The sequence below is a fragment of the Brotaphodocola sp. genome, from assembly GCF_050873065.1.
Lineage (GTDB): Bacteria > Bacillota > Clostridia > Lachnospirales > Lachnospiraceae > Brotaphodocola.
The window spans coordinates 170,524-195,134 of the sequence record NZ_JBNMIC010000001.1 but is presented as its reverse complement, the minus strand read 5'-3'; the positions used below and the strand labels follow the sequence as shown (position 1 = coordinate 195,134).

Here is a 24,611-nt window from a genome sequence, read left to right as displayed (position 1 = left end):
CTCTTAACCACCTAATTACTGTCCCGGTCTTGAAACCGGACCAGAGCCGGCAGTCGTCGGTGTCGTGCTTGTTCCGCCCGGACCTGCATGTGTCGGACTCTCCACATGTACAGATGTCGGAGCGGAAGCCGGTCCCTCTCCGCGCACAGTCGACGCAGACGGAAGTTCAGAAGTACCGCCGGAGTGAGAAGCCGTTGTCTCATGGGAGGCGGATGTCGTCGAAGTTCCCGCATGCGTGGTGCTGTTCTCTTCCTTCGGTGCAATCGTCTCCTTGATCTCCTTGGTTGCCTTCTCTTCCTTCGTCGTCTCTTTTTCTTCCTTTGTCTCCTTGGAGTCCTTTGCGGACGTTGTCTCGTGGGAATTCTTTGAATCTTTCGATTCCTTGGAATCCTTCTTCTCATCCGCCTTTGTGCTCTCAGGCTCAACAACAGGTTCCACAGTCACTTTCACATCTTTCTTCTCATCCGCATCCTTGGAATTCTTTGAGGATCCAGATGTGGACGAAGCTGCGGTTGATTTCTGTGGCTGAACCACTCCGCTGTCCGTTCCCACTTTCTTGACAACCTGACCCTCCTTGTAGATGCCGGTGTCTGCGGAAATCTTCTCGCCGATCTTCTTCACCGTCTCAGAAGGCTCATAATCCGTCTCATCGTAGAGGAACTCGTGAAGCAGTTTGACATTGCTCTCAAGCGTTGCCGGAACAACAACCGCACCCTTCTTGCCCATATTTGCCTCACCGCGCGCCTGCGGGAATCCGGTTGTATCGACAAGGTGGAATTTCGAGATGTTCTTCGCATTGTTTACGAGATCATCTACCCAGAGGCTGGTGTAGGTATTCGGGAATACCGTTCCGATCAGGCGATAAAGTGTCTGGAAATCTGCTTTCTGCGCTTTCTCAAAGGCAAGGCTGATGATCTTTCTCTGACGCTCGGTACGCGCATAGTCTGTATCCATCAGACGAAGACGTCCGTATGCAACTGCCTGGACACCGTCAAGATGATTCATTCCTGCGTGCGTCAGCTGAGTAGATCCGATTCCGGTTGCCTTTACCGTCTCTGTGATAAAGGAGTTGATGTAATAGAACTCTGCCTTGCTCAGTTCCACATCGACACCGCCAAGAATATCAATTCCCTGTGCAACCGCCTTCCAGTTAAAGGTGATGTAGTCCGTAATATTCAGATCCAGATTTCGGTTCAGGGCCGTCATTGCCTGAGCCGGTCCGCCGAGGAAATAAGCCTGGTTGATCTTGTTGTAGCTTCCCTTCTCCTGACTGATATTCAAGTAGGAGTCTCGGTAAACCGATACGAGCTTGATCTCACCGTTTTCGAGATTGATGCTGCAAATGATATTGACGTCCGCATTCGTATCCTTCTTGATCGCATTGTCACGCGCATCCACGCCGAAGACCGCAATCGTCCAGTAGCCCTTCATATTCTGGGTTGCAACCTCCGGAAGATCCTGATTGACAGTAACTTCTTTCATCTCTTCCTCGCTCGGCCGCTGAATCTTTGCCGCCGTGCGTGCGAAAAATCCGTATCCGAAAATGAAGAACAGCGCAAAACACTCCGCAATCACTGTTGTGATGATTCTCCGGATCGTTCTCTTTCTCTTGGCACGCTCCATCTCTTTTCTCGGATTCGGCAGATTGCTGTTGTTATTGTTATTATTGCCTCCACGGTTTCCGCCGTTGTGATTGTTTCCGCTCGGACGTTCCGGTCCGCGGCCGCCGCCTCCATTAGAACCGGCTGAAGTGCTGTTCTTTGGAGCAGCATTCTTGGAAGTGCCCTTGTTTGAAGAGGACTCTGCTCGCCACCGCTTTGCATCTTTACTTCCGGAATTTCCGGAGTTCACAGAAGCCTGCACACTGCGGACTCTGCGCACAGAACGCGCAGAATGTACCGCATGAGCGGAATGTCCGGAGCGACTCGCCGCTACCGAACCGCCTTCCATGATAACCGGTCCTTCCATGTTGCTCTGGGTTTTCGAATTCCGGCGGCTGCTCTTCTCGTCTCCCCGTCTTCTGTCTTCCTCGTACTCACGACTCATATATCTACCTCATTTTATTTATTGCCCGGCAGGTTCATCCTCCGTATTGATCCGGTCATGTCCCTCTCCGTATCCTCTGGTATCCCTTATCCACGATCCGTTAATATGCGTTTTTATTGATGAATCCCTTGAAAAACGTTAAAAACAGGATCTTAAAATCAAATCCAAGTGTCCAGTTCTCAATGTAATACAGATCATGCTCGATCCTCTTTGTGATGGAGGTATCTCCGCGCAGACCATTTACCTGCGCCCACCCGGTCATTCCCGGACGAACCTGATGCTTAATCATATACCTTGGGATCTCTTCCTTGAATTTCTCCACAAAAAACGGCCGTTCCGGTCTCGGACCGACCAGGCTCATATCGCCAAACAGCACATTGAACAGCTGCGGCATCTCATCAATGCTCGTCTTCCGGATAAATCTTCCGATCGGCGTCACGCGCGGATCATGCGGACTCGTCCACTGTTTCTTTTCCTGTCTGGGATCCTGTACTTCCATTGACCGGAACTTATACATCTTAAACGGCCGGTTGTGAAGCCCGACTCTCTCCTGACAATAGATCAGAGGTCCGGGGGATGTCAGTTTAATCAAAATCGCCGTCACCAGCATAATCGGTGAGAACAACGTCAGCGCCACCAGGGCACCGAAAATATCGACGGCCCGCTTCATCATCGCATTCAGCGGATCGCTGAGCGGAACACGACGGATATTGATGACCGGAAGTCCCTGCAGGTCTTCCGTGTAAGGTCTTGTCGGAATGATGTTGTTGTAATCCGGAATAAACTTTGTGTGAACACCGGATTTCTCACACTCCGCCACCAGATCTTCGAGAATTCCATACTCCCGGATGCTGAGCGTGATCGCAATCTCATCCATGAAATTCAGATTCAGAATGTTTCTTAAATTGCTGATCGGGCCGATGACCTTGATGCCACGGTACTCGCTTCCCCTCGCCTTGTGGTCATCGAGGATGCCGTGAATCTGATACCCCCACTCCGGATTTGCCAGCACACGGTCGATATAATTCTCCGCCGCCCGGCTGTATCCGATCAGAAGGATATGCTTCTGGTTGTACCCCTTCGCGCGCATCGAGCGCAGGAAGATTCGGATCAGATTTCGCTCCAGCGTCTCTGATGCCACATTGACCACACAGAAGACAATGACAAGTTTTCGCGAAAATTCTCTCAGATATGGATTTTTACCAGTCAGATAGAGGAGCAGGCCACTGATCAGAAAACCGATCAGGTTCGCCTTACAGATATTTGCAAACTCCTGCCTGCGCCCCTGAACCCGTTTGGGTGTAAAAAGCTGAAAAATCATATAGAGCAGCAGGTACAGCGGCACCAGCACCAGCAGTGCCCCCATATAAAACCAGTCGGGAAGAACTCCTCCCGTTTCAAACCAGCCGCTCTTTATTGTCACAAACCAGCTCAAGATATATGCCGCTGCAATCACAAGCGCATCCAGCACCACATGCATGCGGTTCAACCTCTTTTGGTTACTCTTTATCATCTATTTTTTGCCTCCGTACAGGGAATGATTTCGTTCCCTATTTAAGCGCATAATAACTCAATGATAACGATTATACACGAATTTTTTTCTTTGCACTATTAAATTTCTCTTAAATTTTGTAATATCTTGTAACATTTAAAAAGTTACTTGACTAACTTCTTTCTGATCTGGCGTCTTCCAAACTCAAAAATGTAGAGTGCCGCCCCGTAGATCAGCTCCCACTCGATTGCGAGATAATTCTGAAAGTCTTCCGGCCGGTAAGCTACTTTCTTCGTCTTCTTCACCGTGCGGATCCCCTCGAGAACCCCTCCGACGTACGCCTTCTCAAACCCTTTTTTCTTGAAGAAGAAATATTTTCCGAGGATTCCAAGGCCGATCGGGACACTGTTTAAGAAAAGCTGCCATCCCGGCATATTTTTATAATTTAAGTAAACGTTGTTGCGCGCTGCCAGACGAACCTTGAATTCATTGTATTTCGATCCGCTCGTTCCGCTTCCGACATGGTAAATCTCGGCAGACGGACAGTAACGGTTATAGTATCCCGCAATCTTCGCGCGGTATCCCACATCAATGTCCTCAAGATATGCAAAATGCATCTCATCAAAGTATCCGATCTCCTCAAAGACCTCCCTGCGGTAGATCGCCGCTCCGGCACAGGCGGAAAAGACATTGCAGGCGCGGTTGTAGCGCTCGATCTCCTGACCGACTCCCCGCTGGTACGCCCAGCCCATGATGCTGTACATATCTCCGCCATCGTCCATCAGCTCCTTGTGGTAAAGCTGAATCATCTTCGGACTGACGGAAAAGATTTTCGGGGAGCGCTCAATCTCACGGATCAGTGCCTCGACATATCCCTCTTTCGCCTCGGTGTCATTATTGAGCAGAATCACAAACGGCGTCTTTGACGCCTTGATTCCCACATTGACCGCCCCGGAAAACCCGGTGTTCTCCGGCAGAAAAATCGAGGGAATCTCATGTTCCTTCAGCCACTCGACGCTTCCGTCCGTCGATCCGTTGTCGACGACGAGAAGATCAAAGTCTTTGCAGGTCTGTCTTTCAAGAGCCGCCATGCACGGCTCCATGAATTTCAGGCCATTGTAATTCGGAATGATAATCGTCGCTTTTTTCATCTCGCTCATCTCGTTTTTCTCACTCATCTCGCTATTTTTACACCTCCAGCTTGTACGGCTCTCCGATCTTCTCCTTCTGAAGATCTCTCAGAGCAAAGTTGGATTTTCTCAGCGTCAGATTCGGATTGTAATACGGATCTCCGTTTTTCAGAATATCCGGCCAGCGGCGGGCAAAAATCGCGATCTCGCGGTTGAATCGCGCAACTTTCTCCGGCGTGTCCTCAAGACCTCTCGACTTCGACTCATAATGGTACATCACCGCATACGGATTGTAAACCACAAGCTTTCCGGCATTTCTGACTTTCATGCAGTAGTCGATGTCGTTGAAAGCGACGGCAAGCTCCTCAGTGAAGCCGCCGACCTCGCGGAACAGGGAGGCTCTTGTCATCATGCACGCCGCGGTCACAGCGCTGTAATCCTGAGCACACATCGCACGATGGAAGTAGCTGCTCTCCGCCTCGTGAAGACCGATGAAGGTGTGGCCTGCAATTCCGCCGAATCCGATGACAACGCCCGCATGCTGGATCGTGTTGTCCTGATAGAGCAGACGGACTCCGACGATTCCGACCTCCGGTCTCTGCGCATAGCCGAGCATCTCCTCAAACAGATCCTTGGAGATGATCTCCGTATCGTTGTTTAAGAAGAGGAAATACTCTCCCTTTGCAAACTGGGCACCGAAGTTATTGATTGCAGAGTAGTTGAACTCGCGCTCCCAGGTCACGACATGAACCTGCGGGAACTCCTTCTGGATCTTCTCGTAGTACGCAAACGTCTCTTTCTCCGTGCTGTTGTTCTCAATGATGATGAACTCGAGATTCTTGTACGTCGCACGCTCCAGGATCGAGCGGATGCACAGATCGAGATCTGCGGTGTGGTCCTTGTTCGGGATGATCACGGAGACAAGCGGATCATTCTGCACCTCAAAGATCGTGTGGTAAATGCCGTAGTCAACGCCCTTCACAACCTTCTTTGCCGGAATCCCGCATCTCTCATAGTGCGCCATGATCGCTCTCGCACCCGCCTCAAACGCATACATCTTGCTCTCCGGATTGCTCGCCGTCGAGTTCTGGTGACAGCGCCAGTGGTAGAGCACCTTCGGGATGTGCACGATCTGGTTTGCCTTCTCCGTGCAGCGGAAGATGAAATCATAGTCCTGGGCACCGTCATACTCCTGACGGAAACCGCCGACTCCGCTCAAAAGCTCGCGCTTCACGACAAAGAGGTGGCAGATGTAGTTGACACTCGTCAGCAGATCCTGATTGAAATCCGGCTTGAAATGCGGATCAAACAGAGCTCCTCCATCCATGTCGAGCTTATCCTCATCCGAGTAAATCACATCGCAGTCAGGATTTTTGTTGATTGCGGAAGCGACCTCATAGAGTGCATGTTCCGGGAGCGTATCATCGTGATCCGCAAGTACAATGAAATCGCCTTTCGCCATCTCAAGTGCCGCGTTCGTGTTTCCGGAAATTCCGAGATTCTTTCCAAGATCAACGAACCGGAAACGCGGATCTTCCTTCGCATACTGCGCAAGCACGCGGGTGACAATCTTTCCCTCTCCGGCAGGACTTCCGTTTGCAACACAGACCTCCCAGTTTGAGTACGTCTGCGCCTTGATCGAGTCGAGCATCTCCCTGAGATACTTTTCCGGCGTCTTGTATGCCGGAATCACAATCGACAGAAGCGGCTCGATTGCCAGCTTTTCTTTTCTCTGCCGGTTTAACTCTTCCTCGGTCGGCTTTGTCAGCTTATACCACTCGCCGTAATCGTAATCGTTGTCAAGTCCCTGAATCTTGTGCTTGGACTTTAAGATCAGCGCCTTGAGTCCGTTCTTCTTCCAGAACTCAAGAGCAACATGAACCGTCTCCATATTCATCAGATCGCGGATTTTCTCCATTCGCTTGTGAAGAACACTCGCACGCTTCTCAACAAGTTCCTCATTGTACTTAATCTTGACCGTGCGACCGTCACAGCGGATCAGAAGCCAGTAATCTTTTCCTCTCTCATACGGGAACTGGATATCGAATCCAAAATCCCGGTCATACACTTTCTTGTAATAGATCTGGCTCACGTCATCTCGTCTCGTCGCCACGTACCGGACTTTGACCGGTTTTTTGTTTCCATCCAGAACCTTAAACTGTGCCTTTGACTCCGGAGTCTTTCCGACTACCCAGCCGTTGAGCTGGATCGAATTCTCACGGATTCTTACCACATCCACTTTATACTTCATAAATTTATTCCTTAATTTTCTCCCTTTTTAGCCTCTGTGAAATTCAAACGTTCCTCCTCGACAACAAGCGGGCGGTGCATCACTCTCTGGTTGATCGAGAGCACATATTCTCCGACCATACCGATAAAGAAGATCTGTACCGATCCCAGAAACAGCATTCCGATCAGCATCGGTGCCATCCCTGCCGGGAAGCGGTCCCACCAGATCAGTTTCATCACCAGATAAGCAACCGCAACCGCAAGGCTCACCAGACAGCTGAAGGCACCGATAAACGTCGCCAGTCTGAGTCCTGCCTTCGTGTACGAGGTTACACTGAGCATCGCCGCATCGTAGAGACGGTAAAAGTTATTGTGGGTCTTTCCAGCGCGCCGTTTCGGCTGCTCATACGGGATCTCCTTGCGCTTGTATCCGAGTTCTGCAACAATTCCGCGAAGAAACGGAGTCGGATCATCGAGATTTCTCAGAATCTCAATGAAATCTCGGTCGTAGAGCCCGGAACCCGTAAAGTGCTCGATCTGCTCGACATCGGAGAGTTTCTTGATTGTCTTATAGTAAAAGCTGCGCAGGGCATACATCAGACGGTTCTCTTTGCTGCTCGTCTTGATGCCGATGACAATCTTGTAGCCCTCTTCCCACGCCCTCACATACTGCGGAATCAGCTCGACCGGATCCTGGAAATCTGCGACCATCTCAATCACACAGTCTCCGGTGACCTGAAGCATTCCGTAATACGGAGAGTTGAACTGTCCGAAATTTCTTGCATTGAAAATTGCCTTGATCTTTGGATTCTCTGCACACATCCGGCGGAGAATCGACCGGGTCCGGTCCGTAGAGTCGTTGTCGATAAAGACCAGCTCATAATCATACTCCGGAAGGTCCCGGGTCAGGGTCTCCAAAACTGCCTGACTGATCGGCTCTACATTCTCCTCCTCATTGTAGCAGGGAATCAGTACACTAATTTTTTTCATCATTCCTCCATCATGCGCCGGATGCCATCCCGAAACGCAATTTCTTCTTTCCATGTCCCCGCAGTCAGCTCTGAGAGAACTTCTGTCCTCGGACAGATTGAGAGTGCTCCCTCTTTTGCCTGCACAAACGTGCCGTACTCAAGTGCTCCTCTTCCTCCCGCAATCTCATGGATCTCCTCGACAAACTCCTTAAGGACTCTCGTATCCTCACTTGCGACATTGACAATGTGGCTCTCCCCGCTGTGTTTATCACTGAAGCGGTAAAGTTCGAGCACTGCCCTCGACGCATCCTGGATATCCATAAAGTTCCATCTGTGGCGGCACGCGCTCAGCGAGACTGTCTTTCCCTCCGGCAGCTCCCGCACCAGCGTGGAAATGATCGACCACGGATGATCCCCGCGCCCGTAAACACTGAAAAAGCGCAGGTGATAGTACGTCATTCCATACTCTCTGCATAACGGCACTGCCCGCTGATAGAATTCCAGCTTTGCCTTTCCGTAGGCATTGACCGGATGGCACTCCATCGATTCCTCCATCGTTCCATCTTCTGTGATTCCATACTCCACACGGGAACCCGCATCAAGGAAGAATGTACAGCCGAGTGCATGGGAAGCGCGCACGCAGGCAAGGGAATCTTCCACATTTTTCTGCTGGACAACCGGAGAATCAATCTCTTCCCGGTTCACCCCGCCCCACGCAAAGTGAAAGAAGGCATCCGCATGCCCGATTGTCCCTGCCGCGCTCTCTACCTGATCAAGCGTCCCATCAATTACCGTCATTTTCTCATGTTCCGGGAGCAATCCGCGGTTCTTCGAGCCTGGGCGCACAAGGCAGAAGACCTCCGCCCCGCTCTCAAGCAGAGCCCTTGCCGTGTTTCTCCCGATGAACCCGGTGGCACCCGTCATCACCACTCTCTTTCCTCTCAGTTCCACCACATTTCCTCCATTTAACTATTATGCACTCAACGAGAACGAGCACATTCGTGTATTTTTGTTGGATAAATACTCAAGGCGACGGACGCGAAAAAGGACAATGCAAACCCGTGTGAGACGTCGGTGTTTAGGTCGCGTATTCTGCGACCTTATGCACCGCTACGTCGAACCCGGAGCGAGAGCGCGTTTGCATGACTTATTTCGCAGTAGGAGCCCCCACATACATTTATTTCCAGCCTTTAAACACTCCTGTGCACTTTAACTTTATGCCATCTCAATCCGGTCCGTCTTCAGCGTCAGTGCCTCCACCTGCGCGCCAAATCTCTCCCTGATGATTCCCGCAATCTCATCGGAGTAACCCGGTGCGACAATCAAAATTACATCGACCGGCTCTTCCTGAAAATGATCCGGAGCCACAATCGGGATGTGGGAGGACGGTGCAAACCGCCCCTGCTTAAACGGTGCAGAATCGATGATATAAGAAGTATATTCCTCCATATGAAGCGTTGACAGAAGTGTAAAGCCCTGATGACTCGCTCCCCAGACCGCAAAGCGCTTGTTCTCCGCTTTCAGCCGCTCTCTGAGCGCATCCAGATCAGAACTTACCTGACGGTATCCGTCGAGCAGTGGCTGCATGGAAACTGCCTCAATTACATTCTCAATCTCTTTGTTCTCTCCATCTCGTTCCTTCGACCGCAGCTCCATCCATCTCTGGTCCGAAACTTTCCTCACAACCATCGAAATCGTATCCCGGTTGATCATCTCCTCCTCAAGCACCTCAAATCCATTGTTCTCAAGAAGTGCACGGAGCGTTCCAAACGAATAATAGGCAATGTGGTCGCGGATCAGCTCATAATAGCTGCCCTTTTCCAGAATGTATTCCAGACTCGGAACTGTCACAAGTCCCATTCCATCCTCAGCAAGATTATGGCGGATCGCCTGAAGCATCACATCCGGGCGCGGCTGGTGCTCTAAGAAATTAAACGAGAGAAAGACATCATACGGTGCCTCCTCATATCCCGCAAAGACCTGATCCTTTGTCTCCGGAAATTCCTGCCAGACAGAAAGACCGTCCTTCTTTGCAATCTCCACGAGATCTGCCTTGTGTTCCATTCCGTATGCCTTCACCGGAAATTCCGTCAGCACCTTGAGAAATTCTCCTCTTCCACAGCCGACCTCAAGAAACCGTTTTCCCTCAAGTCCATACGTCTCAATCAAATGACGGTACTGCTTCCGGCGCAGACCGGTCATCGTCGTCGAAAATCCACCGGCACGGATCACATCCCGGTAGTACGACACCGGTTCACAGTCAAACTGCACAAGCCCGCAGGACGGGCACTGGTACAAATCAAGATCAATTCCGCGGTCCGTCTTCACTTCCTGTGCATCCGGAATATCCTGAGCAGATGCAGGTGCATGATTCAGTTTAAATAACTCTCTCTCCGGCAGACGATGCCCGCAGGCGATACAATGTCTCATAAATTCCCTCCGCAAATGATGTCTTCGGTCTCCAACTTGTCTCCTGACAGATTTTTTGAATATCCGGCATCAGATCAGCCGGTCCCTCCGCATTCTGAGGTCTCTCTCCGTACTGGAAAGAACCCCGGCTGCCACAGATCTCATACATTTCCTCCACATAGGAGCGCAGAGGTCTTGTATCCATGCTGGCAATGTTGTAAACTCCCGCCTTTCCCTCGCACAGAAGATGGGACAGCGCCTGGGCCATATCTTCTATATAAAGGAAGTTCCAGTTCTGGGTGCACGGTCCGAGTTTCATCGTTTCCGCCCGCGTCCAGGTATCCAGACAGGAATTCACTAACGACCACGGATGATCTCCCGGGCCGTACACGCTGAAGATTCTCGTATGAATATACTCCATTTTCAGGATTTTGCAAAGACTTTTTGCCTGATTGCCAAAATCCACCTTGGCTTTTCCATACTCAGACACCGGATGACACGGTGTCTCCTCATCCATCACGCGATGCCAGACTCCGTACTCCGCCTGCGATCCGGTAAACAAAAACCGGCCGCAGCCAATCGAGGCCGCGGCGCGGACGGATGCTAACGATAACACAACATTGTTCTGCTGGACATCACGTTTCGTGCGGTTCTCGCTCCCCGCTCCGTCCCAGCCGAGATGAACCCAGACATCTGCATGCGGGACATTCTCCGAAATTCTCTCAATCTGGCTCAAATTCCTCTCTACAATGTGAAGAGTTCCCGGGATGACGTCTGTTCTGCTCATCTGATCTGAGACTTCCTTCTCCACCTGCAAGAGCGCCGGAAGATTCTTTGATCCCGGGCGAATGACGGCAAAAACCTCATAACCGTCAAGAAGGAACCGCCGTACTGCGGCGGTTCCGATAAAACTGGTTGATCCTGTGACTACAATTTTCATTCTACTTTTTATCCTGCTTTTCCAGATTTTCTTATCCACGGATTTCTGATTTCTTCCTCGCAAATATCGTTATCCACAAATTGTCCTATCCACGAATTCTTGGAATGATCATCATCTCATCCATCTCCTCATCCGGAAGGAACGGGGAGAGGTCCTCAAGCGGCGGGGATACGAGCGTTCCGTCCGGAAGACGCTTTGCAGAAGACTTCGGCTCAAAGTTCTGGTCTGTCGACACAAAGACCTCGCAGATCGCTGGGCCGTCCATCGCAAGCGTCTTTTCAACTGCACCTGCAAGCTCGCTGTTGTTGTGGGCCGACACATACGGATATCCATATGCATAAGCGAGTTTTTCCATATCCGGGAAGCTTAAATCATGGCTGTCCGTTCCAACCCCGACAAGCGGCTCCCCGAAGAAGTTTTTCTGCGTCTGGCGGATCGAGTGGTAACCGTTGTTGTTGATCAGAAAGATCTTGATCGGCATCCGGTGTGAGATGATGGTCTGAAGTTCCTGGATATTCATCTGGATACTTCCATCTCCGGTCAGCACAATGATATCGTGGGCGGACATCCCATCCCCCTCAAATTCCGGATCGTGAACTGCCTTGCAGGCTCCGATTGCCGCCGGAAGATCATATCCCATCGACGCGATCGCCGAGTTCGAGATGAAGCGCTGGCCTTTCTTGATGATGTAGGCATGGCCGCCCGCGACGCAGGCAGAACCGTTTCCGACAACGGTCACCTGATCCTCGCTGAGTCTGCTGCTGAGCGCCTCAACCAGCGCATAAACATTGGCTGGCTTCATGTCCGGCTGATCGAGATGCTTTTTCTGAATCACCGGATAGCGCTTTCTCCACAGCTGGCAGGTCTCCACCCAGTTTAAATCTTTCAGACCCTCTCCGCCGTCAAACACCGGATGCGCTGCGTCTGCACCCTGTCTCTCAAGTACACAATTCATCACGGTCAGAAGATCTTTTGCATCTGCATGAATCGGGAGATCGATGTGGACACTCGGCTTTTTGAGTTCCTCCGCATCGACATCGCAGACCATCACATACGCCGCTCTCGCCCAGGTCTTATAATTATATCCGACCTGACGGATGCTCAGACGGCTTCCAACAGAAAAAATGAGATCACTGTTCTGGACAGCGAGATTTCCTGGACGGTCTCCCATTCCGCCCGGCCGTCCCGCATAGAGCGGATGCTCATCCCAGACACAGTCCTGGTTATTCCATCCGGTCACAAGCGGGATTCCGAGACGCTCTGTGACTTCAAGAAACTCCTTGTACGCACCCGCAATCCGGATTCCATTTCCGGTGTAAAATACAGGACGTTTTGCCTGTCTGATTTTCTCAATGATCGTCTCCGCAAGCTCCTCCGTCACCTTTGGAAGCTCCGGCTCTCTCTGCTCTCCATTTCCGGCAAAATCCTCTGCAATCGCGTGAGGCGGATCATTCTCATAGACTCCTGCCCAACCGGTGCCTCCCACCTCATAATCCTCCGGATCAAAACCGACAAGATCATCGGTCTCCACATAAGCTCCCTGGACATTCAGCGGAATATCAAGCCATGCCGGGCCCGGCCGCTTCGTCTGCGCTAAATACAGCGCTTTCTCAAGGCAGAAGCGGATTCTCAACGGATCAATTACCATCTCACAGTATTTTGTCATGCAGGCGATCGACTTTGTGATGTCGAATTCCTGATCGCCCATCGCACGGATTCCAACTCCGGCCCAGCGCGCTGTCGTGTCATAGCGCACCTGTCCGGACAGAATCAGCATCGGAATGGAGTCGAGCCATCCACCGACCACACCGGTGATCGCATTCGTTCCTCCGGGTCCCGTCGTCACGCAGAGCAGGCCGATCTTGTTGTGAATTCTCGCATAGGACTCCGCTGCCATCGCACACGCCTGCTCGTGATGCTGATACAGACAGGAAAGTCCCTTCTGATGTCCGAGCGCATCATTCAGATGCATCGCACCTCCACCGGTCACCGTGAATACCTGATTGATTCCGGCATCGACAATTCTCTGTGCGATATAGTTTGATACTTTCATTTTCATAGTAAAACCCCTCGCTTATCTCCTAAAGTTTCTTAGTCTTACTCCCCAGCCCTCTGGGGTCCGTACAGTATGAGGAGAGTATAACACACTTTCCCATGCCTTTCCACCGTTTCCATCAACCCTCACTTTAAATCAAAAATCAAATCCGCTATAATCGCAGAGTAATGCAGAGACGGATTTTCGGCCACCGAGATTCTGCGAAGAACAGAATCCGAACTTTATTTGAAGGAGATTATTTTCATGAAAAACAGAAAATTTACCACACTGGCTGTATTATCCACAACGGCGGTTCTCACCGCGGTACTCCCCTCCATCCCGGCATGGATTCCCGGCACGGTGCAGACCGTCTTCGGCGCATCCGCGGGATGGGTGGAGGAAAACGGAGAGCTCCGCTACCGCGACAGTGACGGCTACTATCTCACCGACACCTGGAAAAAGAAGGACGGCGAGTGGTATTATCTTGGGGAAGATGGCCGTCTGACGCGCTCCTCAATGGTTGACGAGTACTACGTCGACGCCGATGGAAAGCGTGTTGTAAACCGCTGGATCGGAGAAGAGGGAGAGGAATGGGACGATGAGGCCCCGGACACTTCCTGGTACTACTTCGGAAAAGACGGAAAAGCAGTCACCTCCCGCTGGCAGGTGATTGACGGAAAATACTACTATTTTAATGAAGAGAGCCATATGCAGACCGGAAAGATCGAGCTGGACGGCTTTACTTATTACTTAGGAGAAGAAAATGACGGTGTCATGAAGACGGGATGGATCCAGTTAGAAAATGAGAGTGAGGATCCGGACAGCGACCTTGTCTGGCACTATTTTGACGGAAACGGCCGCATGGTGATGAACCAGGTCGACCGCAAAATTGAAAATCATTACTATACATTCGAGAACGGCATTTTGCAGACTGGCTGGTATCAGCTTCCGGCTTCTAATTCCGCAAATTCAACCGGAACTGAGGGCGAGAATAGCCTTGCCTCCGCATCCAGCGCCACCGCTGCATCAGCTACTTCTGCGCCGCAGATTTCTTCCTACCAGTACTACGAGGAGGACGGAAAGCGCGCAAACGGCTGGTACACGATCGAGGGCGCTCCGGAAATCAGCGAGGAGGGCGAAATGTTTAAGTTCTACTTCAAAAACGGAGCTCCTTACTACGCACAGACCGGAGTTCAGACGTTCAGCGTCGAGTCCCGCCGTTATGGCTTTAACACCCGCGGAGAGATGCAGACCGGACTTCAGGAAGTCACCCTCGAGGATGGCTCCACCGCAAACTTCTACTTTGGAGAGGACGGCGTGATGAAGACCGGAAGACAGTCAATCTACGATGAGGATCTCGATGAGACCCAGTCCTGGTTCTTCTACACGGACGGCGGCAACAAGGGACAGGGCGTTCACGGCGTGCGCGACAACAGCGTTTACCGCCGCGGTCTTCGTCTCGATGCAGACCGGGACCTGCGCTACGCTCCTGCCGATCTCGACGGAACGCTCTACCTTGTAAATACTTCCGGCGCGATCCAGAAAGCCTCCGCTTCCACGAAGTCTGCGTCCAGACCGGAACTCGGAAACGGATTCAAGGATTTTAAGGATTCCAATGACAAGATCTGGGTTGTTGACCGAAACGGCATCATTCAGCAGTAACTCCACCCATAAGCGATAGATAATCCGGGAATAAAACCGTTCTTTTTCATCCGTTCTCAATTTAAGTGATTAAAAAAACTTAAATCAGCGCTCATGGAGCGTACCACGGTTTATTTCCAGACCAAAATCTTTTGCAGGGAGTCTGTCTTCGCAGACCTCCTGCTTTTTTGCGCTTTCTGTCGAAACGCTCAAGGAATCCATAAAAAATTTATTTTTTGTTATACTTTTTTTAATTCATCGTAATCATTATTGTAGCCGAACGAGAAACGATGTATGGGGTATCGACTGCCCCAAATCACAGAGCGGCGCAAAGGGAATCAGGAGGAAGGAAAATCATGCGGGAACTGGCTGTCTACTATTGTCCGAAATGCGGATACTACGGATATTTTCATCTTGAACAGAATGCAATCTGTCCGAATTGTCTTAAAAAGCTGGACTGCCTCGATCTGCCTTACCAGGATTTTGTAAGTCTCAGCCTTGAGGCGAGAGATGCTCTTCTGATTCAGAAAATTCTGTCTCACGATCCGTCCGTCTCAAATCGGATTCTGACGGCAGACCGCGCCCACAGCTACCGAAAAACCATCGCGTCTCTCCACTCTCAGGTCTACGATCTCAAACTGGAAAACAAGCAGCTGCTTGAGACGCTTAACTGGATGCATGAGACCATCTGGGAACTTCTCAACAAAAAGACTCGCGAAGAAGATCCATCTTTACAGGGAGATTCATCCAAGGATTCTGACTAATCAGAGTCCCGCAGATCCTTATTTCCAGTGATATACCGAACAATCAGACGATCCTGCGTCTTCTGCATCTGACGGATCGTTTTCAGGAGAATCTCATTTTCTTTTTTCAGGCTCTCGTTTTCCTGTTTCAGCCGTTTCCATTCTTCCAACATTCCCATCTGCGCGCCTCCTTTTACGCCCTGATCAAAACGAATTATTTTATCGGTTCACGGACTCATGAGGCTTTCTCTCGATTCTTTTCGGCTGATTTTTTGTCTGAAAACCTCTGAGCCTGTCTTCTTTCTTACTTATTTTTTATGTTTCTCGTCTTGTTTTTCTTTAATCAATATAATTCTTTTTTGTTTTTTTGAAAAGCAGATTTAATCGCAAAGTTCGACACCAGCACGCTTTGCATTACCGTTCATAACGATTTTCTTACGATTCCCCCGATTTCCTTACAATCCTTTTCGAGCTATTGTCATCAAATTCTCATGCTGTTATAATAGGGTCAGCAAGAAAAAGAGGTGATTGACTATGCGAAAAAAGATAGGATTACTCTTTGCTATGATTACCTTCTGTCTTCTTCTGAACGTTGTCCCCGCAATGGCAGGCGAATGGCGCAAGACCGGAGAAGATCAGTGGCAATACATGAAAGATGATGGCTCCAAGGCAACCGGGTGGCTTGAAATCGACGGAAACCGCTATTATTTCGATGAAAACGGCAACCGGAAATCTGATTACTGGCTCAAGGATGACGGCTCCTGGTACTATCTCGATGAAGATGGTGTAATGGCAAGGAACACATGGGTTGACAATTACCACGTTGACAACTCTGGAAGATTTGAAAAGAAACGCTGATTTTTAGTGTACATTTTAAAAATTGATTCTACGAATATGGAGGGAATTTTAACATGAAGAAACGTTTTCTCAGCATGGCTGCAGTTGCATTTGCGCTCTCTATTTCCACCGGAATGACTGCATTTGCAGGTTCCTGGAAATCAGATGAGAACGGTAAATATTATGAGAATGATAACGGCTCCCGCCCGGTATACGCAGGCTGGTTCACTGACCCGGCGGACGGTGTAATGTACTACATGGATCCGGACGGTTACGCAATGACCAACACCAAAGTAGAGGGATACCGTCTTGATGATGAGGGTCGTCGAATCGAGAAGACCGAGGAGGAGATTCAGCGTGAGGCTGCCCGCAAGGCAGAACTCGCTTCCCGTCCGAGCCCGGCAAAAAAGGCTGCTGCCGCTGAGGTTGCTGCTGATGCCGCAAAGAATGCTGTTGCTGCTACCACAACCGGACGCACCTCTTACCAGTCCGAGATGAAAGTATTCATGGACAAATATTTCATCGAGGCAGGAAAAGCCTGCACCAACACGGACATTACCGGTACGACCGATGAGGACAACACGGAAATCACCTACGCATTCAAGACGAGTGACGGTTACCACTTCTTAGAGGCAACGGAGTGGCTGTCCGTAAAGGCATCTTCCACCAACTACAAGCCGCAGGCATTTGATCTGTTCTACAACTTCAATGCGATGGGCGGTGAGGAAGCTACCATCTTCGGCAACGCGTTTAATCAGATGGTGATCGCAGCCGTTGGGGAAACCGAAGGTCAGGCAGTCATCGACGCAATCAATGAAGCCCGCAATGCCGGAACTGCAACCTTCAACCGCAGCGGTAACACGGATGCAGGCAACACCTACACCCTGACTTACAACAATGGCTCCGCAACCCTCTCTGTAACCTGCAGCGAGCAGGATTCCATCGCAGCTGAGGCTGAGCAGGCAAAGGAAGAGGCAGAGGCCGCAGCCGAGACCGCTGCTGAGCAGACCACAACCTCCAGTGTACTCGTAGCTGGCCAGAGTGCTTCCAGTGCAGAATAAGGTTTGACAAAATCATTTACACCCATATAAAAAGAGAGTTCGCAGAGGATGACCATCTCATCTTCTGTGAACTTTCTTTTTTGTTCTCTCACACCCTGTTCGATTCCTATCAGGCTCAAAACCGGCGTATTTTCCGGCGTTTTTATTCACCTGACTTACATGGTGAACAGCCAAAATTCTTCCCCTAATTTTCCTTTCGCTCCATCTTTCGGTATGCCAGCATGAGATCAACAACTCTGCCGTAGCTCTTCACGCCATCTTCCTGAAGATTTGCCTTCAGATACGTATCATTGATCTGGTTTGCCACCTTGGCGGTCTTCGTGTCATATCGATCCCAGAACTCATTATTTCTGGCGAGATCCTTCCTGACTTCTGTTCCCAGCTTTGCGGCGCACTCCCGATACGCCTCCAAATCGGCATCGGCAAGCGCATTCGCCGCATGAATCCACCCGAGGAGATATCCGCTGTATCGAAAAGCCCGATCCCCAGAGAGACTGCAAGCCAGACATGCAATAAAATTTGCCTCATCCTCCCGCATAAAACCCTTCAAATGCGAGAGTTCATGGCAGATTGTGTGAGGAATGTTATAGTCCGTCATCGCCCCATTATAATTTGCCTCCACCGTAAACGGCGAGTAGATTCCGCTCAACTGCTGAACCGAGAGAATATCTGACACGGTGACCTGCTTTGCCTTCGGATAAAACCCTGCAAGCACCGGATACTTCTCCCCGACCGCCTGCATCGCGAGCACCCCAGCTCTCTGCCACTCCCATTTTCTGTTTTTGTAAGAAAAATAGCGTTCCCGATCCTCCTCTGATACAGGCGCATTCTCATTGACTTTCTCCGTCAGAAACCCGCACAATTCTGCAAGTTCCCCGGTCGTATATTTCCCTGTCTCAATTCCCGCATACTCCGAAAATGCCCTCGCGTGATAGTTGATTCCGCAGTTCATTGTATACAAAAAGAATAAGACTGCCACCAGAGTGACCACTCGTCCGAAAAGCCGCACCAGCCATTTTTTTCTCACCCGAATCTGCCAGACCAGCCATCCAAACAGCCCTCCGATCAGCAGATAGATTCCAAACTCTGATACGGAAAATGGAAAACAGCCAAATGCTCTCCCCACACTCCCGACAATCATCGGATAGACGTGATGCGCATACCAGTCGGCAAAACCAGGAATCTTTCTTGCCGCCACCTGAAATGCCAGCGCCAGAATCAGGAAAGCCGCGGCAAGTTCCATATAAATCTTTGTTTTTTCTCTCATTCCTCTCAAATCCATCCTCTCTCTGTCTCATCGTTACTGTTCGCGCACCCTGCAAACAGCAACGCTCCAAAAACAGTTGCCAGTCCTCTCTGAAAGACCTATAATCAAAGTTAAACATCTTGGTTCTGTGTCCTTATTTATTTTATCTTCACAGTTTCCAAACTACATCCCAAAGGAGAAAATTTTATGAATTCCTCAGCTTCTCAAAAACAACTGGCTCTCTCCGTTTTCCGGCGCTGCTGCTACGGATACTTTGTCAGCGGAATGGTCATTCTGTCCTTCGGTGCCATCATGCCTTCCCTGATTGCAGAATCCGGCATGAACTTTGCGACGGCAGGCGGACTTCTGTCCTTCATGGCAATCGGAAATTTCCTCGCCAGCTTTGTTTTTCCGGCAATGGCGGCTCGATTCGGACTGCGCTCCTCGATCTCATTCTGGTCATTCACAATCCCGATCGTACTCTTTTTGTTTTCCCTCCTGCCTCCGCTCGCAGTGATGTACGCCCTGATCTTCTGCATCGGCCTCTCACGAGGCTCGATCACGATCATCAACAACCAGGCCGTCAATCAGGTCATGGAAGACCCTGCCCGCTACTTAAACTTTCTCCACTGCTGTTTTGCGATCGGCGCATTCTCCTCTCCGTTTCTGACCGCCTGCCTGCTCGGCTTCGGTTTTGGATGGAGAACGATTCTCTACCTGCTGATCCTGCTGTCCGCAAGTGCTGCCGTCTGCTATTTCAGCATGGATTACTCGCTTATTTCTGCTGAAAAGAAATCGAACCCGAATCAAGCATCCAAGGCAGCTTCCACAAAAACAGCTTCCGGTAATGCCTCAGCTTCAAAGAACTCCGGCAATCTCGATTTCCTGAAAAATTCTGATTTCCTGTGCATCGCCTTCGTTCTCTTCTTCTACCTCGGAATTGAGAACTCGATCAACGGATGGTTTGTCACCTATCTTCAGAATACCGGCATCATGAGCGCCACATTCGCGACAAACATGGTCTCCGTCACCTGGCTGATGATCATGGCGGGACGACTCGTGACCGCAAAAATCTCTGCCACTCTCGGAAGAAGCCGGATGATCGTAATCCAAACCATCGGAAGCACCGCATTTTTCTTTCTCCTGACCCATGCGACCACCCTTCCGATGGTCACAATCGCACTCGTCGGACTCGGATTCTTCCTTGCAGGCATCTATCCGACCTGCATCGCAGAAGGCGGACAGTATATTGTCGGATCCACGCTCGGAATGTCCATTCTGACCGCGGTCTCCGCACTCGGCGGAATCCTGACCCCGGCTCTGATCGGATGGATCGCCGACCGCTCCGGAATGACAGCTGCCATCGGCACCCTGAGCGTCAATGTCCTCCTGATGATTCTGCTCGGACTGCGAAACTATTTCCGCGCCACCCGCAAATAAATACCTATAAAACAGAAAAAGCAGAGATTTCCCGGCGCATCTGCAACGAGAAATCCCTGCTTTCTTAATTCCTTTTTGATATCCTTATCCGATCTCTTATCTGCCTTTTCCAAGCTAAGAACGAGACTCCGCTTTAATTCTGGCGGTCTTTTCTCGCTGTTCCGATACGCACAAGCGCACGGTGCAGTTTCGATTCCGCCATCTTATAATCCTGATCAGACAGACCGGTCTGTGCCAGTTTCTCCTCCGCACGCCGCTTGGAAGTCTCAGCACGAGCTACATCAATGTCCTCGCTCCACTCCCAGGTCGTCGCCATCAGACGGCACTCGCCATTCATCACAGTCAGCATTCCACCGATGCAGGCAGCCTCCCGCTTTGTTCCGTCCTCGAGCACCACAACTGCCTTACCCATACCGATAGCGGTACAGTAATTCATGTGGTGAGCCAGAATTGCAAGATCTCCGTGGATCGTGCGGCAGGATACACTCTGCACCTGCCCGTCATACATCAGACCGTCAAGAGAGGCAATCTGCAGATGAAAGGTTGATCCCATACGGCTTCCTCCTTCCTACTGCTGCAGCTTCTTTGCCTTCTCATAGACATCGTCGATGGTTCCGGCAAACAGGAAACAGCTCTCCGGAATGTCATCGCACTCACCGTCAAGAATCTTCTTAAATCCTCTCAGGGTCTCCTTAAGCGGAACATACTGTCCTGCCATACCGGTGAACTGCTCTGCAACAGAGAAGCTCTGGGACAGGAAACGCTGTACCTTACGAGCTCTCGAAACGGTCAGCTTATCCTCCTCAGACAGCTCATCCATACCCATGATTGCGATGATATCCTGAAGTTCCTTATAACGCTGAAGCACTCTCTGCACCGCACGGGCGATGTCATAATGCTCCTGTCCGACAGTCTCCGGAGACAGAATACGGCTTGTGGAATCCAGCGGATCTACTGCCGGGTAAATACCCTGGCTGGCGATCTCACGGGAAAGTACCGTGGTTGCATCCAAATGGGTGAATGTCGTCGCCGGAGCCGGGTCAGTCAGGTCATCTGCCGGCACGTAAACTGCCTGAACAGAGGTGATAGAACCCTTCTTCGTGGAAGTGATACGCTCCTGAAGAGCGCCCATCTCCGTTGCCAGAGTCGGCTGGTAACCTACTGCGGACGGCATACGTCCAAGCAGAGCGGATACCTCAGAACCTGCCTGGGTGAAACGGAAAATGTTATCAATGAACAGAAGCACATCCTGGTTCTTGACATCACGGAAATACTCCGCCATCGTCAGACCGGACAGTGCCACACGCATACGTGCGCCCGGCGGCTCGTTCATCTGACCATATACCAGAGCGGTCTTATCGATAACTCCGCTCTCCTTCATCTCACCGTAAAGGTCATTTCCCTCACGGGTACGCTCACCTACACCGGTGAATACAGACAGACCGCCGTGAGCAGTTGCAACGTTGTGGATCAGCTCCATGATCAGAACCGTCTTACCTACACCTGCACCTCCGAACAGACCGATCTTACCGCCCTTTGCGTAAGGACAGATCAGGTCTACGACCTTGATACCGGTCTCGAGGATCTCCGTTGCCGGAGTCTGCTCCTCGTAGGAAGGTGCTTGACGGTGAATCGCCCAACGCTCCTTCGCCTCCGGAGCCGGCATCTCATCTACCGGATCACCCAGAAGGTTAAATACTCGTCCCAGACACTCCTCGCCGACCGGAACTGTGATCGGACTTCCCGTATCCACAGCATCCGTACCGCGAACCAGACCGTCGGTAGAGTTCATGGCGATGCAGCGCACCACATCGTCACCGATCTGCTGGGCTACTTCGGCCACAACGCGGTGACCGTTCACCTCAATCTCAATCGCGTTCAGCAGTGCCGGCAGCTCGCCCTCTGCAAACCGGATATCCAGTACCGGGCCGGTTACCTGCACTACCTTGCCAATATGTTTCTCACTCATATAAGAATCTCCTTGTTATCCTCACGATTCCTCCGCGCCCGCAACAATCTCCGTAATCTCCTGCGTGATGCTGGCCTGACGCGCCCGGTTGTAATAAAGGTTCAGCTGTTCGATCATCTCTCCCGCATTCTTCGTCGCTGCATCCATTGCCGTTCTGCGGGCTGCAAGCTCACTTGCCACCGACTCGCACATTGCACCATAGATCAGCGCCGCAAGGTACTCCGGAACAATCGCGTCAAACACGGTCTCACTGTCCGGCTCATAGAGAATCAGAGAGCGGACATTCTTCGGATCCGCCTCCTTCTCGCTGAAATCCTTCAACGGCAGAAGTGCCGTTGTCTGCGGTTTCTGGGAAAGCATCGACACAAAACTCGTATAACACAGAGCTACATGTCCGTACTTTCCGGCACGGTATCCCTCACAGATCCGCTTTGCCATCTCAAAACAGTCCCCGATCGAAATATCTGCGGCCTCGGCAAATTCCTCTGTCATCAGACCTGCATTACGGCGGCGGAAGTACTCCACCGTCTTCTTTCCGATCGGCATCACCTCATACTCTTTTCCGGCTACCTGCTCTTCCACGAGCTTGAACAGATTGGAATTGTAGCCTCCTGCGAGACCGCGGTCACCCGCGATCACGACGTAACACCATTTGTCGCTTTTGCTTTCTCTGGTGTAAGGAGACATGAAATCTGTATTTCCAGATGCAATCTGTCCAAGGGTATCCCGAAGCATCTCAAAACAGGGCTTGCTGACCTGGGCACGTTCCTTTGCTTTGCGCAGTTTGGAGGATGCCACCAGTTCCATCGCTTTGGTAATCTGCATGGTGCTTTGTATGCTCTTCATACGCAGCTTTACCGCTTTCATATTTGCAGCCATGAGTTTCCTCCTTCATTCAGCCCTATCTTGCTTTCAAAAACTTCTCCGTGTAATCCTTCAGTGCCGTCTTGAGTTTCTCCTCGGTCTCTGCATCCAGAGTTCCCTTTGCACGGATGTTGTCCATTGCAGCCGCACCGTTCGCATCGGTGTCGAGGAAGTCATACAGACCCATCTCGTACTCGTGAACGTCCTCAACTGCAACTGCGGAGAGCACTCCGTTTACAACAGCGTACAGGATTGCAACCTGCTTCTCAACCGGAACCGGCATGCTGCGGCCCTGTTTGAGCACTTCCACGATTCTCTCACCCTGTGCCAGACGAGCCTTCGTATCCGCATCCAGATCAGAACCGAACTGTGCGAAACTCTGAAGCTCACGGTACTGGGAATAAACCAGTTTCAGGGTACCGGCAACCTTCTTCATCGCCTTGATCTGAGCGTTACCACCTACTCGGGAAACAGAAATACCCGGGTTTACTGCCGGCATGATTCCGGAGTGGAACAGCTCAGTCTCAAGGAAGATCTGACCATCGGTAATAGAAATTACGTTTGTCGGAATGTATGCTGATACATCACCTGCCTGGGTCTCAATGATCGGCAGAGCCGTCATCGAACCGCCGCCCTTCTCAGCGGACAGCTTTGCTGCACGCTCAAGCAGACGGGAGTGCAGATAGAAAACGTCTCCCGGATATGCCTCACGGCCCGGCGGACGACGAATCAGCAGAGAAAGTGCACGGTAAGCGACCGCGTGCTTGCTCAGATCATCGTAGACGATCAGCACATGTTTTCCCTTGTTCATAAAATACTCACCCATCGCACATCCAGAGTACGGTGCGATGTACTGAAGCGGGCTGGACTCAGAAGCGGTAGCGGCAACGACAATCGTGTAGTCCATTGCTCCGCTCTCCTGAAGCTGAGATACCAGTCCTGCTACGGTAGAACGCTTCTGTCCAATTGCAACATAGATACAGATTACGTCCTTGCCCTTCTGGTTGATGATCGTATCCACTGCGATCGTCGTCTTACCAGTCTGACGGTCTCCAATGATCAGCTCTCGCTGTCCACGACCGATCGGAATCATGGAGTCGATTGCCTTGATTCCAGTCTGCAGCGGCTCCTTAACCGGCTGTCTGTCACAGATTCCCGGTGCCGGAGATTCTACTGCACGATACTCCGATGTCTCGATTGGGCCAGCTCCGTCGATCGGCTGTCCGATTGCATTTACGACACGTCCAATCATTGCCTCTCCGACCGGAACAGAAACCACTTTGCCAGTACGCTTTACCGTCTGACCCTCGCTGATTCCCTGATCCGAACCGAAAAGTACGACGGAAACACTTGTCTCCTCCAGGTTCTGTGCCATTCCAAATGTGCCGTCCTCAAACTCCAGAAGCTCACCGGACATACAGCCCGCCAGTCCGCTGACTCTGGAGATTCCATCTCCGACTGTCAGTACGGTGCCGGTCTCGCTCTGCTCGATCGCGTTCTGATAGTGTTTGATCTGGCTACGGATGACCCTGGAAATTTCTTCCGGTTTTAATTGCAT

At 51.0% G+C, this 24,611-nt stretch carries 20 protein-coding genes; 5 read left to right on the top strand and 15 right to left on the bottom strand.

Annotated elements, in window-relative coordinates; all coding sequences use genetic code 11:
• Positions 1–15: 15 nt before the first annotated feature.
• From ACR0QE_RS00860 to ACR0QE_RS00820, 9 genes are all read right to left on the bottom strand, one after another.
• Positions 16–2,046: an LCP family protein gene (locus ACR0QE_RS00860; protein ID WP_432626492.1), complete on the bottom strand. Its 2,031-nt coding sequence runs from the start codon at positions 2,044–2,046 to the stop codon at positions 16–18.
• Positions 2,047–2,146: 100 nt separating this feature from the next.
• Positions 2,147–3,559, bottom strand: coding sequence for an undecaprenyl-phosphate glucose phosphotransferase (locus ACR0QE_RS00855; protein WP_432626491.1), 1,413 nt, complete (start codon positions 3,557–3,559; stop codon positions 2,147–2,149).
• Positions 3,560–3,702: 143 nt separating this feature from the next.
• Complete coding sequence (locus tag ACR0QE_RS00850) at positions 3,703–4,716, bottom strand: glycosyltransferase family 2 protein (RefSeq protein ID WP_432626490.1); 1,014 nt, start codon at positions 4,714–4,716, stop codon at positions 3,703–3,705.
• Positions 4,717–4,726: 10 nt separating this feature from the next.
• Positions 4,727–6,919 (bottom strand): glycosyltransferase family 2 protein, encoded by a 2,193-nt coding sequence (locus ACR0QE_RS00845; RefSeq protein ID WP_432626489.1) that lies wholly within the window; start codon positions 6,917–6,919, stop codon positions 4,727–4,729.
• Between the two features lie 11 nt (positions 6,920–6,930).
• Entirely contained in the window at positions 6,931–7,887 is a 957-nt protein-coding gene (locus ACR0QE_RS00840; protein ID WP_432626488.1) for a glycosyltransferase family 2 protein, read from the bottom strand.
• The gene (locus ACR0QE_RS00835; protein ID WP_432626505.1) at positions 7,887–8,792 is read right to left on the bottom strand and encodes an NAD-dependent epimerase/dehydratase family protein; all 906 of its coding nucleotides are present in this window, start codon (positions 8,790–8,792) and stop codon (positions 7,887–7,889) included. Before ACR0QE_RS00835 ends, ACR0QE_RS00840 begins: the two co-directional genes overlap by 1 nt.
• A gap of 291 nt (positions 8,793–9,083) precedes the next feature.
• Positions 9,084–10,298 (bottom strand): methyltransferase domain-containing protein, encoded by a 1,215-nt coding sequence (locus tag ACR0QE_RS00830; protein WP_432626487.1) that lies wholly within the window; start codon positions 10,296–10,298, stop codon positions 9,084–9,086.
• Entirely contained in the window at positions 10,246–11,217 is a 972-nt protein-coding gene (locus tag ACR0QE_RS00825) for an NAD-dependent epimerase/dehydratase family protein (RefSeq protein ID WP_432626486.1), read from the bottom strand. Before ACR0QE_RS00825 ends, ACR0QE_RS00830 begins: the two co-directional genes overlap by 53 nt.
• Positions 11,218–11,302: 85 nt before the next feature.
• Complete coding sequence (locus ACR0QE_RS00820; protein WP_432626485.1) at positions 11,303–13,276, bottom strand: thiamine pyrophosphate-binding protein; 1,974 nt, start codon at positions 13,274–13,276, stop codon at positions 11,303–11,305.
• A 240-nt stretch (positions 13,277–13,516) separates the two neighbouring features.
• Here ACR0QE_RS00820 and ACR0QE_RS00815 point away from each other — a divergent pair, with 240 nt between their 5' ends.
• Positions 13,517–14,914, top strand: a complete 1,398-nt coding sequence (locus tag ACR0QE_RS00815) for an N-acetylmuramoyl-L-alanine amidase family protein (protein WP_432626484.1) — start codon at positions 13,517–13,519, stop codon at positions 14,912–14,914.
• 335 nt (positions 14,915–15,249) lie between these two features.
• Positions 15,250–15,657, top strand: a complete 408-nt coding sequence (locus tag ACR0QE_RS00810) for a hypothetical protein (protein ID WP_432626483.1) — start codon at positions 15,250–15,252, stop codon at positions 15,655–15,657.
• Here the strand turns inward: ACR0QE_RS00810 and ACR0QE_RS00805 are convergent.
• A complete protein-coding gene (locus tag ACR0QE_RS00805; protein WP_432626482.1) occupies positions 15,654–15,815 on the bottom strand; it encodes a hypothetical protein in 162 nt (53 codons plus the stop codon). The two genes, ACR0QE_RS00810 and ACR0QE_RS00805, sit on opposite strands and share 4 nt — an antisense overlap.
• Positions 15,816–16,170: 355 nt before the next feature.
• Between ACR0QE_RS00805 and ACR0QE_RS00800 the strand changes: the two genes are divergently transcribed.
• Together ACR0QE_RS00800 and ACR0QE_RS00795 are read left to right on the top strand one after the other, a co-directional pair.
• Entirely contained in the window at positions 16,171–16,494 is a 324-nt protein-coding gene (locus tag ACR0QE_RS00800; protein ID WP_432626481.1) for a hypothetical protein, read from the top strand.
• Between the two features lie 53 nt (positions 16,495–16,547).
• The gene (locus tag ACR0QE_RS00795) at positions 16,548–17,534 is read left to right on the top strand and encodes a hypothetical protein (RefSeq protein ID WP_432626480.1); all 987 of its coding nucleotides are present in this window, start codon (positions 16,548–16,550) and stop codon (positions 17,532–17,534) included.
• A gap of 184 nt (positions 17,535–17,718) precedes the next feature.
• On the opposite strand, the gene ACR0QE_RS00790 is transcribed toward ACR0QE_RS00795, so the two are convergent.
• On the bottom strand, positions 17,719–18,801 hold the full coding sequence (locus ACR0QE_RS00790; protein ID WP_432626479.1) for a DUF3810 domain-containing protein: 1,083 nt from the start codon (positions 18,799–18,801) through the stop codon (positions 17,719–17,721).
• A gap of 186 nt (positions 18,802–18,987) precedes the next feature.
• Here ACR0QE_RS00790 and ACR0QE_RS00785 point away from each other — a divergent pair, with 186 nt between their 5' ends.
• Positions 18,988–20,220 (top strand): MFS transporter, encoded by a 1,233-nt coding sequence (locus ACR0QE_RS00785; protein ID WP_432626478.1) that lies wholly within the window; start codon positions 18,988–18,990, stop codon positions 20,218–20,220.
• A gap of 133 nt (positions 20,221–20,353) precedes the next feature.
• On the opposite strand, the gene atpC is transcribed toward ACR0QE_RS00785, so the two are convergent.
• The 4 genes from atpC to atpA are packed head-to-tail and all read right to left on the bottom strand — an operon-like array spanning position 20,354 to position 24,611.
• A complete protein-coding gene (gene atpC / locus ACR0QE_RS00780; RefSeq protein WP_432626477.1) occupies positions 20,354–20,773 on the bottom strand; it encodes an ATP synthase F1 subunit epsilon in 420 nt (139 codons plus the stop codon).
• A 15-nt stretch (positions 20,774–20,788) separates the two neighbouring features.
• Entirely contained in the window at positions 20,789–22,189 is a 1,401-nt protein-coding gene (gene atpD / locus ACR0QE_RS00775) for a F0F1 ATP synthase subunit beta (protein ID WP_432626476.1), read from the bottom strand.
• Between the two features lie 21 nt (positions 22,190–22,210).
• Positions 22,211–23,068 carry an ATP synthase F1 subunit gamma gene (atpG, locus tag ACR0QE_RS00770; RefSeq protein WP_432626475.1) on the bottom strand — a complete coding sequence of 286 codons (858 nt, stop codon included), beginning with the start codon at positions 23,066–23,068 and terminating at the stop codon, positions 22,211–22,213.
• A 22-nt stretch (positions 23,069–23,090) separates the two neighbouring features.
• Positions 23,091–24,611 carry a F0F1 ATP synthase subunit alpha gene (atpA, locus tag ACR0QE_RS00765; protein WP_432626474.1) on the bottom strand — a complete coding sequence of 507 codons (1,521 nt, stop codon included), beginning with the start codon at positions 24,609–24,611 and terminating at the stop codon, positions 23,091–23,093.